This is a genomic window from Pseudarthrobacter sp. LMD1-1-1.1, assembly GCF_040676255.1.
GTDB lineage: Bacteria > Actinomycetota > Actinomycetes > Actinomycetales > Micrococcaceae > Arthrobacter.
Genome location: NZ_JBEGHP010000001.1, coordinates 803,719 through 817,673, shown reverse-complemented (window position 1 = coordinate 817,673; position 13,955 = coordinate 803,719). Strand labels below are relative to the sequence as shown.

General features: G+C 66.8%; 13 protein-coding genes. 3 read left to right on the top strand and 10 right to left on the bottom strand.

Annotated elements, in window-relative coordinates; genetic code table 11:
* Positions 1-35: 35 nt before the first annotated feature.
* Positions 36-749: a DUF4166 domain-containing protein gene (locus MRBLMD1_RS03955; RefSeq protein WP_364397611.1), complete on the top strand. Its 714-nt coding sequence runs from the start codon at positions 36-38 to the stop codon at positions 747-749.
* Here MRBLMD1_RS03955 and MRBLMD1_RS03950 read toward each other — a convergent pair whose 3' ends face one another.
* From MRBLMD1_RS03950 to MRBLMD1_RS03910, 9 genes are all read right to left on the bottom strand, one after another.
* On the bottom strand, positions 750-1,742 hold the full coding sequence (locus MRBLMD1_RS03950; RefSeq protein ID WP_364398010.1) for a hypothetical protein: 993 nt from the start codon (positions 1,740-1,742) through the stop codon (positions 750-752).
* 134 nt (positions 1,743-1,876) lie between these two features.
* A complete protein-coding gene (locus MRBLMD1_RS03945) occupies positions 1,877-2,284 on the bottom strand; it encodes a chorismate mutase (protein WP_159631548.1) in 408 nt (135 codons plus the stop codon).
* A 113-nt stretch (positions 2,285-2,397) separates the two neighbouring features.
* On the bottom strand, positions 2,398-4,092 hold the full coding sequence (locus MRBLMD1_RS03940) for an ABC transporter ATP-binding protein (protein ID WP_364398008.1): 1,695 nt from the start codon (positions 4,090-4,092) through the stop codon (positions 2,398-2,400).
* Positions 4,093-4,124: 32 nt separating this feature from the next.
* A complete protein-coding gene (locus MRBLMD1_RS03935; RefSeq protein ID WP_159631547.1) occupies positions 4,125-5,162 on the bottom strand; it encodes an ABC transporter permease in 1,038 nt (345 codons plus the stop codon).
* Between the two features lies 1 nt (position 5,163).
* Positions 5,164-6,255: an ABC transporter permease gene (locus tag MRBLMD1_RS03930; protein ID WP_159631546.1), complete on the bottom strand. Its 1,092-nt coding sequence runs from the start codon at positions 6,253-6,255 to the stop codon at positions 5,164-5,166.
* Positions 6,256-6,382: 127 nt separating this feature from the next.
* Positions 6,383-8,020: an ABC transporter substrate-binding protein gene (locus tag MRBLMD1_RS03925; RefSeq protein WP_224026534.1), complete on the bottom strand. Its 1,638-nt coding sequence runs from the start codon at positions 8,018-8,020 to the stop codon at positions 6,383-6,385.
* A gap of 251 nt (positions 8,021-8,271) precedes the next feature.
* Positions 8,272-9,405 carry a tRNA 2-thiouridine(34) synthase MnmA gene (mnmA, locus tag MRBLMD1_RS03920; RefSeq protein ID WP_307488435.1) on the bottom strand — a complete coding sequence of 378 codons (1,134 nt, stop codon included), beginning with the start codon at positions 9,403-9,405 and terminating at the stop codon, positions 8,272-8,274.
* A gap of 151 nt (positions 9,406-9,556) precedes the next feature.
* Positions 9,557-10,786, bottom strand: coding sequence for a cysteine desulfurase family protein (locus MRBLMD1_RS03915; RefSeq protein WP_364397607.1), 1,230 nt, complete (start codon positions 10,784-10,786; stop codon positions 9,557-9,559).
* A gap of 47 nt (positions 10,787-10,833) precedes the next feature.
* Positions 10,834-11,493: a helix-turn-helix transcriptional regulator gene (locus MRBLMD1_RS03910; protein ID WP_364397605.1), complete on the bottom strand. Its 660-nt coding sequence runs from the start codon at positions 11,491-11,493 to the stop codon at positions 10,834-10,836.
* Between the two features lie 88 nt (positions 11,494-11,581).
* Between MRBLMD1_RS03910 and MRBLMD1_RS03905 the strand changes: the two genes are divergently transcribed.
* Positions 11,582-12,004, top strand: coding sequence for a hypothetical protein (locus MRBLMD1_RS03905; RefSeq protein ID WP_159631541.1), 423 nt, complete (start codon positions 11,582-11,584; stop codon positions 12,002-12,004).
* A gap of 102 nt (positions 12,005-12,106) precedes the next feature.
* On the opposite strand, the gene MRBLMD1_RS03900 is transcribed toward MRBLMD1_RS03905, so the two are convergent.
* Positions 12,107-12,802, bottom strand: coding sequence for a hypothetical protein (locus MRBLMD1_RS03900; protein ID WP_201302507.1), 696 nt, complete (start codon positions 12,800-12,802; stop codon positions 12,107-12,109).
* A gap of 196 nt (positions 12,803-12,998) precedes the next feature.
* Here MRBLMD1_RS03900 and MRBLMD1_RS03895 point away from each other — a divergent pair, with 196 nt between their 5' ends.
* A complete protein-coding gene (locus MRBLMD1_RS03895) occupies positions 12,999-13,940 on the top strand; it encodes a J domain-containing protein (protein WP_159631540.1) in 942 nt (313 codons plus the stop codon).
* Positions 13,941-13,955: the final 15 nt, after the last annotated feature.

The window sequence follows — 13,955 nt, the reverse complement described above, 5'->3', positions numbered from 1 at the left end:
GACAGCGCCGCCGCAGGCAACAGGAGGTCCACGTCATGAACGTCCCCATCTACCGGCAGGCCCTGGGCACCGGGTTCTCCCGGCTGCAGCCCGAGCTCCAGGAGTACTTCTCGCTGGCACCGGGTTCCGGACAGTACGGGGTAGGGGAAGGAACGTTCGACGTCGTGGGGTGCCGCCAGCGGTGGCTGCGCCCTTTGCTGCGGCTGGCGGGCGGCGAAGAGGCCTTTTTCCCGGAATATGGTGAGAACATCCCGTTCCGGATCGAGAACCACGCCCACCAGGATCCGTTCGGCCGCTCCAGCCTTACCGCCCGCCGTGAAATCCGCTTCCCGGACCGCACCCGGCTCTTCCAGGACACCACCAGTGCCACCCATACGGGTGGCAACACCCAACTGGTGGACTACGTGGGACGCTATCGGCGCCTGGTGACGGACCTGAACCTGAGTGTCACGGCTGAGGGCAGGCTGCGCGGCGTTTCGGAGGCGTCGAGGCTCTTCATGGGTCCTCTGCGGGTGCCGCTTCCGGCCGCCCTCGACGCCAAGGCTTACGCCGAGCAGTGGTGGGACCCGGCCGAAGGCAGCAACGGACGGCACCGCATCCAGGTGAAGGTCATCCAGCCGCAGATCGGCCTGGTCCTGGTATACGCCGGGGCCTTCGACTACCGCTTGCGCCCGTACACCGGCGGCAGTTCCGCCCAAAGCTACCTGCCCCGATACGCCCAGCCGGACCGCTGGGAAAACAGCGTCTAGCTAACCCAGCGCCTGCTGGTTCAGGCCGTCGGCTACCTGGGTGAGCCGGTGCAGGACGGCCGTGGCCTGGGCAGGTGTGTGGCCGGCCAGGCCTTCCGAGGGCGTCACCCGGATGGCGGCCAGCAGCGACGGCGGCAGGCCCAGCTGGCGCCAGGGGCGCCAGACGGATTCCACGCACTGGGCCACTTTGGGCAGCGGACCGCCGGCAGGCACGTCCAGGGCACCAGCCCAGAACTGTTTCCCAGCCTCAACCGCTCCGGCCACCTGCTCCCACTGGCGGTTGGTCAATGCCTTCAGCGGCAACGCGACGCCGTCAGCCCCTGCCGAGAGGGCCAGGTCGATGGGGGCTTCGATTTCGGGGAAGGACACGACAACCTCGGCTGCACCGGCTGCACGCAGGGAGTCCAGGACCAGGCGCCATGACTCGCGTGCTTCCGATCCCGCAATCGCGCGGAGGGTGCGGTACCCGCTGGCGGTGGGTATGGTTCCGGCCAGGACGGCGGCAATGGCGGGCTCGTCCACCTGCACCACGAGCCGGGCGCCGGGCACGGCCGCGGCCACCCTGCTGAGGTAACCGGCCACGCCCGCCGCGAGGGAGGCGGCCAGGTCCCTTCGGGCGCCGTAGTCCAGCAGGGCGCGTTCACCGTTGTGCAGGTACAAGCCGGCGGCAAGGCTCAGCGGTCCCACCAACTGCACTTTGAGTTCACCCGCCGATACGTCTTCCGCGCCGACAACATCGGCCAGGACGTTCAGGTCGGTGGACAGCGCCGACGCTGACCGCCGCATGTCCTTGCCCGGGCGGTCCACGAGCCGCCAACCGTGCGGCTGCACATCCACCGCGAGTTCCTCCAGGAGGGAGGCGGTACGGCCCAGGGCGTCGGACCCTACCCCCCGGTCCGGCAGTTCAGCCAGGAAGGGAAGGTGCGGGCTGCCAAGCTCACCGCGGATGATCCGGGCAGCTTCCAGCGGATCTTCGCCCGGCCACGGGCCCATGCCGGTGGCCGTGACTTCCTTGGCCCGGGGCTGGGTGGCAGAGGCCGCGTTTGATGAGGCAGCGTTTGATGGATCACCGGTGAAAGGGGCACCCGCCGGACGCGGGCCGGAGCCCGCATTGCGCTGTTCCCGGTTCACGCCAGCGCGGAGGTCTGCGGCTGCTGGCCCGAGGAGGCCTGGTGGTCCTCGGCAATGGCCTCGTGGTGGCGGATCACTTCACCGATGATGAAGTTGAGGAACTTCTCCGCGAAGGCCGGGTCGAGGTGGGCATCCTCGGCAAGGCGGCGCAGCCGGGCGATCTGCGCGGCTTCACGCCCCGGGTCACCGGCGGGGAGTCGGTGGTTTGCCTTCAGGAAGCCTACTTTTTGCGTCGCCTTGAAGCGCTCGGCCAGGAGGTACACCAAGGTGGCGTCGATGTTGTCAATGCTGGAGCGGATGGACAGCAGTTCAGCCATCACGGAATCGTCCACGTGGCCTGCAAGGGAGCTGGCGGATGGATCAAATTCGTCGGCGCCAGGAGAGCTGGGGTTGTGCTGCGTCATGGCTCCAGTCTAGGGGAGCCGGAGGAACCACCGCGGGTGTGAAGCGCCGGTGCCGCCCATCTGGCGGCACCGGCGCTGTCCGCGGCTGGACTGCCTGCAGGACTTCCTGCGGGTCAGATTCCCAGGAGCGCGCGGTGCTCCTCCCGGCGTTTGGCCTGTTCGGCCGGGTCCGGCACCGGCAGGGAGGCGATCAGCCGGCGGGTGTAGTCGTGCTGGGGGTTGCCCATGACCTGGCTGCCGATCCCCTGCTCCACCAGTTTGCCCTTGTACAGCACGCCCACCCAGGAGGACAGGATGTCCACAACGGCAAGATCGTGGCTGATGAACAGGCAGCCGAACCCGAACTCCTCCTGGATGTCCCGGAACAGCTCCAGGACTTTTGCCTGCACCGAAACGTCCAGGGCCGACGTCGGCTCATCAGCGATCAGCAGGCGCGGGTTCAGGCTCAGGGCACGCGCCAGTGATGCCCGCTGCCGCTGGCCGCCGGACAGTTCGTGCGGGTACCGTCCCGCGTACGACGCCGGCAGCTGGACCGATTCAAGCAACTCGCCAACGCGCTTGCGGGCCTGGGCGTCGCTCGGCCGGGTGTGGATGAGCATGGGCTCGGCGATGCATTCGCCAATGGTCAGCTGAGGGTTGAAGGAAGCGGCAGGGTCCTGGAACACGAAGCCGATGTCCTTGCGCAGGGGCTTGAACGTGCGTTCCCGAAGGTTCAGCATCTCGTAGCCCAGCACTTTGAGGCTTCCGGCGGTGGTCCGGTTGAGCCCGGCGATGGCGCGGCCGATGGTTGTCTTGCCGGACCCCGACTCCCCCACCAGGCCGAAGACCTCACCCCTGGACAGGGTGAAGCTGACACCGTCAACGGCTTTGAAGGCCGGTGTCCCCAAGCGCCCCGGGTACTCGATCACCAGGTTGTCGGCGGCCACCAGCACTTCCTCATCCTGGTGGCGCCGCTCGGTGAGGCCTTCCGACGCCGAATTGCGGCCCAGGTGCGGCACCGCGGCAAGGAGGTTGCGGGTGTAGTCCTGCTTTGGTTCAGCGAAGAGCTTCTTCGCTGAAGCTTCCTCCACGACGTCGCCCTGGTACATCACCACCACCCGGTCCGCCAGGTCGGCCACGACCCCCATGTTGTGGGTGATCAGCACGATCGAGGTGCCATATTTGTCCCGAAGGTCCCGGAGGAGTTCCAGGATTTCCGCCTGGACGGTGACATCCAGGGCGGTTGTGGGCTCGTCGGCAACAATGAGGCCGGGGTTCAGCGCCAGGGCGGCCGCGATCACCACGCGCTGCTTCTGGCCGCCGGAAAACTGGTGCGGATAGTAGTTGACCCGGTGCTCGGGATCGGGGATACCCACCTTGCCCAGCGCCTCGATGGCCCGGGCTTTGGCCTCCTTGGCAGATACCCGCCTACCGCCGTTGGCACCCGCGTGGGCACGGATGCCTTCGGCAATCTGCCAACCGACGGTGAACACGGGGTTCAGGGCGGTTGAGGGCTCCTGGAAGACCATGGCCACGTCCCGGCCGCGGATCTGGCGCAACCGGCCGGGGCTGAGGCTGATGACGTTGGCACCATTGATCAGCACCGCGCCGGAGCTCACAGCCGTTTCCGGGAGCAGGCCAAGGATGGTCTTGGCGGTGACCGTCTTGCCGGAGCCGGATTCCCCCACAATGGCCAGGACCTCACCCGCCTTGACGTCCAGGCTGACATCCTTGACGGCGTATACGTCGCCACCGTCCGTGGCGAAGGTGACCTTCAGGTGGTCGATATCCAGTACTGTCTTCCGGTCCTGGTCCTGACGGCCGGACACTGAACCGGGATTTTCGTAACCGGGCTTCTCACTCACGGGTTGCTCAATTCTGTTTCGGTGCCGGATCCATGGGGAACGGCAGGAGTGGCCGGTACGGCAGCGGCTGCCGCCTTGCGGCTGCTGCGCTTGCGGCCGCGGAGCCGCGGATCGTTGAGGTCGTTGATGCTTTCGCCCACGAGCGTCAGCCCGAGGACTGTCCACACGATGGCGAGGCCCGGGAACAGCCCGGTCCACCAGATGCCCGAGGTCGTGTCGGCCAGCGCCTTGTTGAGGTCAAATCCCCACTCGGCCGCCGAGCTTGGCTCAATGCCGAAGCCCAGGAAGCCCAGCCCTGCCAGGGTAAGGATGGATTCAGACGCGTTGAGCGTGAAAATCAGCGGCAGGGTGCGGGTGGCGTTGCGGTAGATGTGCCGGGTCATGATGCGGATGTTTGACGCGCCCACCACCTTGGCGGACTCGACGAAGGGCTCCGCCTTGAGCCGGATGGTCTCGGCACGGATCACCCTGAAGTACTGCGGGATGAACACCACCGTGATGGAAATGGCCGCGGCCAGGATTCCGCCGAACAGGCTGGACTGTCCACCACTGATGACGATTGCCATGACGATGGCAACCAGCAGTGACGGGAAGGCATAGATGGCGTCAGCCACGACGACCAGGACGCGGTCCAGCCACCCGCCGATGTAGCCGCTCACCAGGCCGAGGATGACCCCGGCGAAGATGGAGAGGACCACGGCCACGATGATGACCAAAAGTGCCGTCTGGGTACCCCAGATGACGCGGGACAGGACGTCGTAACCGCCCACCGTGGTGCCCAGGAGGTGTTTCCCGCCGGGGGCCTGCTGGGTGGGGAAGCTGCCGTCGGCATCGGAAAGCTGCGCGAAGCCGTAGGGCGCCAGCAGCGGTGCTGCCAGCGCGGTGAGCAGGAAGATGCCGGTGAGGACGAGCCCCACCACCAGCATGAACCGTTGCAGGCCGACGCTTTTGTTGAAGTGCGAAACAACCGGCAGCCGCCGGAACAGGGAAGCCCGCGGGTTGGCGACGGGTTCGAGAGTTGTATTGGCAGACATTTCAGTACCTCACGCGGGGATCGATCAGCGCTGCGATGATGTCCACGATGAAGTTGGTGACGGCGACGATGACGGCCAGCAGCACAACGATGCCCTGCACGGCGACGAAGTCGCGCGCCGTGAGGTAGTTGGCCAGCTGGAAACCGAGGCCTTTCCATTCAAACGTCGTCTCAGTCAGCACGGCGCCCCCGAGAAGGACGGCGATCTGCAGGCCCATGACCGTGATGATCGGAATCAACGCCGGTTTGTAGGCGTGCTTGGTCACCAGGCGGAACTCGCTGACACCGCGTGAGCGCCCGGCCTCCACGTAGTCCTTGCCGAGGGTACCGATGACGTTGGTCCGGACCAGGCGCAGGAAAACGCCGGCCGTGAGCAGACCCAGCGCCAGCGCCGGAAGGACCGCGTGGGACATGACGTCGCTGAAGGCGGCCATGTTTCCGCTGCGCAGGGCGTCCAGCCAGTAGATGCCGGTCGGCGCCTCCAGCGCGGTCAGGGACAGTTCGGTCCTGGTCCCTGCGCGGCCGGCGACCGGAAGCCAGCCCAGCCATACGGAGAACACCAGCTTGAGCAGCATGCCGGCGAAGAACACCGGGGTGGCGTAGAACAGGATGGCGAGGATCCGGAGCACTGCATCCGGCAGGTGGTCACGCCGGTGGGCGGCGACCATGCCCAGCGGGATGCCGACCAGCAGCGCCACGATGATGGCGTTGATGGAAAGCTCCAGCGTGGCGGACCCGTAGGTGGTGAGCATCTCGGTGACCTTGCGGTTGTCCGAAAGCGTGGTGCCGAAGTTCCCTGTGACCAGTTGGCCCAGGTATTCGAAGTACTGCACGAGCAGTGGCCGGTCGTATCCGGCGGCGTGGATCCTTTCCTGCAGCTGTTCCGGGGGCAGCCGTCCGCCCATGGCGGCGGTGATGGGGTCACCGGTGATCCGCATCAGGAAGAACACCATGGTGACGAGGATGAGGATGGTGGGGAAGATCAGCAGGAAGCGGACCAGGATGTACTGGCCCAGCCCGCCTCCTGTTTGCTTTTTCTTGGGCGGAAGGAGTGCGTCGGCGTCACTGGGTGGCGCGTCAATCAAAGTTGTCATCGGTACCTGGATTCGTGGTGACCGGGAGCCAGCAGTCCCCTCGTTGCTGGCTGATGACCGGCAAAAGGCGGGACACCGTTGCGGCGTCCCGCCTCTGGCCCGTCAGAGCCCGATGGGGGTGGAGTGCTTACTTGGACAGGACGCCAAGGCGGGTCTTGAAGGAGGGATCCAGGGTCTTCTCGACACCCTTGACGTCCTTCCCGGCCACCAGCAGCTGCGAGCCCTGCAGGAGCGGCAGCGTGGACAGGTCCTTGGCAACGGCCGTCTGGACGTCCCCGATCAGCTTCTGGCGCTCGGTCTTGTCCGGCGTGGTGAGCTGCTTCTGCACGAGGTCCGTGACGGTGGGGTTCTCGTAGTGGTTCTTCAGGAAGTTGCCGGGGATGAAGAACGGCGTGAGGTAGTTGTCCGCGTCCGAGTAGTCCGGGAACCAGCCCAGCTGGTAGACGGGGTAGGCGTCGGCGGTACGTGCCTTGGAGTAGGTCACCCATTCGGTGGACTGCAGGTCCACGGTGAACAGGCCCGACTTCTCCAGCTGCTCCTTGACCATGGCGTACTCGTCACCGGAGGACTTGCCGTAGTGGTCGGGGTTGTACTGCAGCTTCACGTTGACCGGGCCGGTGACTCCGGCGTCCGCCAGGGTCTTCTTGGCCTTGTCCAGGCTGGGCTTGCCACTGCCGTCGCCATACAGGTCCTTCATCGGCTGGGTTGCACCAGGCAGACCATCGGGGACAACGGAGTACGCCGGGACATAGGTGCCCTTGTAGACCTGGTCGGAGATGGCCTGGCGGTCCACAATGTCAGCCATGGCCTGGCGGACGGCGAGTGCCTTCGCCGGGTTGGCTTCGGGAGTCTTGGCGCCGAAAGGCATGGTGTCGAAGTTGAAAACGATGTAGCGCAATTCGCCGCCCGGGCCCTTGTAGACCTTGACCTTGGAATCCTTGTCCAGGTCCGCGGCGTCGGTTGCGGTCAGGCTGCGGCCGGCAACGTCAATGTTGCCGCCCTGGACGTCCAGCTTGAGGTTGTTGGAGTCGGCGTAGTACTTGATGACGGCGCTGTCGTTGGCCGGCTTGCCCAGCAGTCCGTTGTAGTCAGCGTTGGCCTTGAGGCTGACAAGTTCGTTCTTCTTGTAGGAATCGATGGTGTAGGGGCCGGCAAAGGGCTTTCCGGCGACGATGTCCTCATCGCTCATCACCTTGTCCGCCGGGAAGACTTCCTCGTCGATGATGGGTCCGGTGTTGGTGCCCAGGACGCTGGGGAACACCTGGTCATTCCCTGCTTTGAGGTTGAACACCACGGTGGTGTCGTCCTTGACGTCAACGGACTTGAGGTTCGAGAGCAGGGACGCCGGCCCGTTGGGGTCGTCGATCTTCACCACGCGGTCGTAGGAGAACTTCACGTCCGAAGCGGTAAGCGCGTGGCCGTTGGCGAACTTCAGGTTGGGCTTGAGCTTCACCGTGAACTCTGTGGGCGAGGTAAAGGACGCGGACTCAGCGATGTCCGGGCTGACTTCAGCCGAGCCGGGCTTGGAGTTCATCAGGAAGGGGTAGACCTGGTTCATCACCAGGAAGGATCCTGCGTCGTAGGAGCCGGCGGGGTCGAGGGTGACGACTTTATCCGTCGTTCCGAAAGTGATGGCACCGCCACCGGCATTTCCGGTAGACGTTCCCCCGCCGCCGCCCGAGGGCCCTGTGCAGGCTGTCAGGGCCAGGGCGGAGATGCCTGCCAGCGCGATGGCGCGGTGCAGGGCCGTTGTGCTCTTGATCATCTGTGAACTTCTTTCCGATGAGTACGCGCACGCCCGCGGTCATAGGTTGATAGCCCCAGACGCCGGCGTGCAGTGCTGATCCCTAGATTGAATCAGAGAGTCAGCCCTCAGGACGGCCGTTTTTGTGAGTTCAAACACAAAATTTTCCTAAAAGTTACCCGGCGGAGCCTGGCAGCACCGTCAAGGGACGCCGCCCGGGCACAGCACAGCACCGCCACGGCAGAACCGTGGCGGTGCTGAAGGCGGACTCGTTACAGCGCGGCGCGCTGGAGCGAGCGGGCAGCGTCGATGGTGGCCTGCCCCAGCACGCGGCTGCCCTGGTAGAGCACAACCGTCTGGCCCGGCGCGACGCCGCGCAGCGGCGCCACCAGACGGACCACCAACTGGCTTGCCCGGGCGCCGTCAGTGGAGGGCTCCATCCGCGCGGTGGCCGGAACCGGATCCCCGTGCGCCCGGACCTGTGCGTAGCATTCGAACTCGGCGCCTGTCTCCACCTCGGCGATGGGCAGGCCCGCCCAGGAGACCTTGATGCCGCGGATCTCATCGATGGCCAGCAGCGCCTCGGGACCGACCACCACTTTGTTTTCCTTGGGCCGGATTTCCAGCACGAAGCGGGGCTTGCCGTCGGCGGCAGGGGTTCCGAGCTTGAGGCCGCGCCGCTGGCCGACGGTGAAGGCGTTGGCGCCGGGGTGCTCCCCTACCTTCGCGCCGGTTTCATCCACGATGTCACCCTGGGCCATGTCGATCTTCTCGGCCAGCCAGCCGGCGGTGTCGCCGTCGGGAATGAAGCAGATGTCATGGCTGTCGGGCTTGTTGGCCACGGAGAGGCCCCGCCGTTCCGCTTCGGCGCGTACCTCGGCCTTGGACGGGGTGTCCGCCAGGGGGAACATGGAATGCTTGAGCTGCTCGTGGGTGAGGACGCCCAGGACGTAGCTCTGGTCCTTGGCCCAGTCCGCCGCGCGGTGCAGTTCCCGGTTGCCGTCAGCGTCCTCGATGACCTTGGCGTAGTGGCCCGTGCAGACGGCGTCGAAGCCCAGCGCGATGGCCTTTTCCAGCAGGGCGGCAAATTTGATGCGCTCGTTGCAGCGCATGCAGGGGTTCGGCGTCCGGCCGGCGGCGTATTCGTCAATGAAGTCCTGGACGACGTCTTCCTTGAAGCGCTCGGAGAAATCCCACACGTAATAGGGAATGCCCAGCACGTCGCAGGCCCGCCACGCATCCCGGGAGTCCTCGATGGTGCAGCAGCCGCGGCTGCCCGTGCGCAGGGTGCCCGGCATGCGCGAAAGGGCCAGGTGGACGCCGACGACGTCGTGCCCGGCTTCCACCGCGCGGGCGGCGGCAACGGCAGAGTCAACTCCACCGCTCATGGCTGCTAGTACTCGCATGCTGGCTTTCTGTTGGGGGATGCCCGCTGCCCGGAGCCGTGCTGGGCGTACCGGCGGCGGAAACGATCTTCGCCTATCCATTCTACGGCGGCAGGCAAATCAACCCGCTCCCCGCCCGCCGGAGCGGGCGGCGGGACGCGCCGGCCGGCTCTCAAGCGCCCGGGAAACCCTGCCGCGCCGCGGTACCCGCGGTCTGGATGGAGGACTCATGTCCGGCCATGCCCGCCTGGCGGGCCCGCGAATAAGCTTCGGGCAGCGCTGCAAGGAGGGCGTCGACGTCGGCCTCCGTGGAGGCGTGCCCCAGGCTGAACCGCTGGGCTCCGCGCGCCGTTTCCTCGTCCAGGCCCATGGCCAGCAGTACGTGGGAGGGGCGGGGCACCCCTGCCGTGCAGGCCGAACCCGTGGATGATTCGACGCCGGCAAGGTCGAGGAGGAACAGCAATGAGTCCCCTTCACAGCCCGGGAACGTGAAGTGCGCATTGCCAGGGAGCCGGCGGTCGCCGGGCGCCCCGCGGAGGACCGCCTCCGGAACACGTTCGCGGACGCCGTCGACCAACCGGTCGCGCAGGGCTGCGATCCGGGCCGCCTCGGCGGGCAGCCCGGCAGCGACAGACTCCGCGGCGGCGGCGAAGGCAGCGATGGAGGCGGTGTCCAGCGTCCCGGAACGGACGTCGCGCTCCTGGCCGCCGCCATGCTGTACCGGGGTGAGTTTGACGGCCCGCCCCAACAGGAGTGCGCCAACACCCACCGGGCCGCCGATCTTGTGCCCGGAGATGGACATGGCATCCAGGCCGGAATCCTTGAAGTGCACCGGCACCGAGCCGAATGCCTGGACGGCGTCGGAGTGCACCGGGACGCCGGCGGCGTGCGCGAGTTCCACGATCTGCCTGATGGGCTGGATGGTGCCCACCTCGTTGTTTGCCCACATGACAGTCACCAGCGCCACGGCGCCGGGGTCACGCGAGAGCTCCTCTTCGAGGGCCTGGAGGTCAACAACGCCGTCACCGTCAACCGGCAGCCACGCCACGTCGGCGCCCTCGTGGCGTTCGAGCCATTCCACAGTGTCCAGGACTGCGTGATGTTCGACGGCGGAGCAGAGGATGCGGCGCCGCCTTGGGTCTTCTGCCACCCGGGACCAGTACATGCCCTTCACGGCGAGGTTGTCCGCCTCGGTGCCTCCGGAAGTGAAGATGACCTCCGAGGGATGGGCGCCGGCCGCGGCCGCGATGGCCTCCCTGGCGTCCTCGACGGCACGGCGCGCCCTGCGGCCGGAGCCGTGCAGCGATGAGGGGTTGCCGGTCCGTGCCAGTTCACGCGTCAAGGCAGCGAGCGCGGCACCGGAAAGCGGCGTAGTGGCGGCGTGGTCGAGGTAGGCGGGCATCCTCCAATTCTATCGCGGCCGGTCCTGGTGGCCGCCGCGTGGAGCGGTCAGCTCCCGCCGGTAATCCGTGCGCAGCAGTGGCCCGCAACGGGGACAACCCGGTCCTCGGCGCCGCCGCAGCCAACCGCAGCCCCCCGCAGGAAGGCGCCGTTCATGTCGCACACCACTGCCGCATGGGACCGCGACAGCCGGTGGAACGGGCAGTTGGGCAGCAGGTATCCCCCGTCCCCGTCGGGCTCCGGCTGGTAGCCCGTTTCTGCCAGGAACTCTTCCAGGCCTGCAGAACCTTCTGCCAGTTCCCGGCCTTTCCGGAAGGCGACGGCGCGCAATGACTCCCCTACCGCCAATCCTTCGCCCTCGGTGGCCTCGATGGCCTCGGCCATCAGCTCCCCGGCGAGGTCGTAGTTCCGGTCCGGTATGGACGCTCCCACTTCACTTCCAACCGGCCGGTACATCTTGGCGGGACGACCTGACCCCGGACCGGTCCTGCCGGCGGGTTTGTGGAATTCCACAGCCAGCAGGCCGTCCTGGACCAGCCTGTCCAGATGGAAGGAGACGGTGCTGCGCGCCATGCCGGCAGTTTCGGCCACCTCGTCGCGTCCCAGCGGGCGGGGTGAGGCTGCGACCAGTTCAAAAAGCTGCAGCCTCTTGGCGTCGGTCAGCGAGGCAACGGCAGCAATCCTGTCCGCCCAGGGAAGTCGGTACATGGCGCCTCCAATTCCAAAGTCAAGATGTCTTGATTATAGACCGTCATCTTTCTAAAATTGGCCTACCTACTTTTAGAAGGAGAGCACCATGAAATCAGCATCGGCAATGCGGGCCCAACATGCACCAGCCACCGTGCCGCCGGCGCGGCAGGCGTTCCTGCTCCTGCGTACCGTGTTCACCGTCGCACCGATCCTCTTCGGCCTGGACAAATTCACCAACATCCTCACGCACTGGACCATGTACCTGGCACCCCAGGCCACGGCCATCGTGCCGCTGCCGGCCCAGACCTTCATGTACATCGTGGGGGTCGTGGAAATCATCGCCGGCGTGGCCGTGGCGGTGCGTCCTAAATACGGCTCGTTGATCGTGGCCGCGTGGCTGGCCGGAATCATCATCAACCTGCTCCTGCTGGGCAGCTTCTACGACGTCGCGCTGCGTGACTTCGGGCTGTTGGTTGGCGCCCTGGCCCTCAACCGGCTGTCAGTGGGGACCAGCCGGACCACTGCGTGACTCCGCTGGCGGTTGCCGGGCGCAGGACATTGCAGCCACACAGACCCGCCGGCGGCTGAGCCCTCCAGCCGCCGGCGGTTTTGCGCCTGTCAACGCAGGGACTTACGCGGCCGGCGGCACCAGCGGCAGGTACCGGGCCACGTCCTGGCGGGCCGCGCCAAGTGTTGCCGCATCCGGACAGGACACCGACACGTAGGCCGATGACCCGGCAGTACCGAAAACCCTTGCCAGTAACGCAATGGCACGCCCGCCGGGAGCTGCCTGCTCCAGCGCCAGCACCTCCACGTTCCGGCCGGGAGCCTCCGGGGTACCACCCCACTGCAGGGTTGCCGTCTTCAAGTACGAGGGCTGGATGGTTGCGTCCAGGTACTGGAACAGGGCAACAGTGGACTCCCGGTCGTCACCGCGGACCAGCGCCGCCTGGCCGGTGGTGGCCCGTGCGGAAACGATGCAGCCATCGGCCTTGGCATATTGGCTGGCGCCGGCCACGTTTTCCTTCGCCAGCTTCCAGCCCGGCGCACCTTTGAGATCATCGGAGATTCCCACGGGCACTCCGGGAGCCAGGTCGCCGCCGGCAGCGAAGGGCATATCACGCGCTGCCACCGCCGCGGCATCATGGCCGGGGGTGATGGTGGGTGTGGCCAGCACCGGAGTGCCGGCGGGGGCTGCGGTGACGGAGGGATCCAGGACGTCAACGCTGCATCCGCTCAAAAGCACGGCCCCCAGGCAGCCGATCACCAGGGCCGCTCCCCCGTGCCATGCCCTGCCGGCCCGCTCCGCCGTCGTCGGCATCTCCATCTCCACTGCGTCACATCCCCTTCAACCGGTGTTCGCACCGCGCACGCACGAGTCTAGACTCCGGCCTTCCGGGAACCCACCAGCCCGGGATGTTCGTTGTCACCGCAGGCGCACCATCCACGATGGCTAGACTGGGCGGGCGCTCCGCTTTCCCGCCGGGACTGAGGAAGCCGCGCACCAAGAGAAGGAAGATTGCTTGACCGAGAGCAGCAGCTCCCATTACCAGGTCCTCCGGGTGGCCGTCACCGCCACCGAGAAAGAAATCAAGGTGGCCTACCGCCGCGCGGCCAGGATGGCCCATCCGGACCACGGGGGCGACGCCGCAACGTTCCGCCGCGTAACCGCTGCCTATGAGACGCTGATCGATCCGCAGCGCAGGAAGGCGTACGACCGCTCCTACGGCGCGGGCACCGTCCGGGACGCTTCGTCCGACGACGGCGCCCACTTTGATGCCCCCGCCGCTGGAAGCCGGGCGTCCGCCACAGTCCGCCGGCCGGGCAACGTCAGGAATACAGCGGGGGACCCGCCCGTATACGTTCCCCCCTACGAGGGAAACGACGCTCCGCTCATCCCGCTGGCACAGGCGCGGCAGCAGGTTCACGGAATGCCTCGGAAACGGGGAATTTTCGGCGCCGAGGCCCGCATCCAGCGGGAAATGCGCACCGTGCAGCTGCTGACCCGGCAGGTGCTGCCGGCCATCCCCGCCGCCCGGCTGATCAACGGCCTGCAGTCGCCGGCGGACAACAGCCACATCGACCACGCTGTCCTTTCCGGCTACCGGTTGGCCCTGGTCAACTCGATGCTCCTGCCCAAGGGCGCCTATGCCTGGGACGGACGGACCCTCAACCACGGGGGCCGCGCGGTGGCACCCCCGCAGCTCGCCCGGGTGGTGTGGGCCATGCAGGACATCTTTCCCGAGCTCAACGTCACGGGATGGACCGTGGTGCACAGCCCCGACGGCAACCTCCACGAGCCGGTGATCGATCACCACCGCCGCCCCGCAGGAGACCTGGAAACCGTCCAGATCGTCAACGCAGCGGGCATGGTGCGCGGCCTGAAGGAATTCCTGGCGTCCGGCCCGGCTCCCAACACCGTGAACATCCCGGTCCTGGCCAGGCTCCTGCGCGGCATGCACTGACCGTGGGTAGCTAGG

Bases quoted from the DNA above. Each gene is read 5' to 3' on its own strand.
- MRBLMD1_RS03955 (WP_364397611.1), top strand. From the start codon at position 36: ATGAACGTCCCCATCTACCGGCAGGCCCTGGGCACCGGGTTCTCCCGG.
- MRBLMD1_RS03950 (WP_364398010.1), bottom strand. From the start codon at position 1,742: ATGGGCCCGTGGCCGGGCGAAGATCCGCTGGAAGCTGCCCGGATCATC.
- MRBLMD1_RS03945 (WP_159631548.1), bottom strand. From the start codon at position 2,284: ATGACGCAGCACAACCCCAGCTCTCCTGGCGCCGACGAATTTGATCCA.
- MRBLMD1_RS03935 (WP_159631547.1), bottom strand. From the start codon at position 5,162: ATGTCTGCCAATACAACTCTCGAACCCGTCGCCAACCCGCGGGCTTCC.
- MRBLMD1_RS03930 (WP_159631546.1), bottom strand. From the start codon at position 6,255: ATGACAACTTTGATTGACGCGCCACCCAGTGACGCCGACGCACTCCTT.
- MRBLMD1_RS03925 (WP_224026534.1), bottom strand. From the start codon at position 8,020: ATGATCAAGAGCACAACGGCCCTGCACCGCGCCATCGCGCTGGCAGGC.
- mnmA (WP_307488435.1), bottom strand. From the start codon at position 9,405: ATGCGAGTACTAGCAGCCATGAGCGGTGGAGTTGACTCTGCCGTTGCC.
- MRBLMD1_RS03915 (WP_364397607.1), bottom strand. From the start codon at position 10,786: ATGCCCGCCTACCTCGACCACGCCGCCACTACGCCGCTTTCCGGTGCC.
- MRBLMD1_RS03910 (WP_364397605.1), bottom strand. From the start codon at position 11,493: ATGTACCGACTTCCCTGGGCGGACAGGATTGCTGCCGTTGCCTCGCTG.
- MRBLMD1_RS03905 (WP_159631541.1), top strand. From the start codon at position 11,582: ATGAAATCAGCATCGGCAATGCGGGCCCAACATGCACCAGCCACCGTG.
- MRBLMD1_RS03900 (WP_201302507.1), bottom strand. From the start codon at position 12,802: ATGGAGATGCCGACGACGGCGGAGCGGGCCGGCAGGGCATGGCACGGG.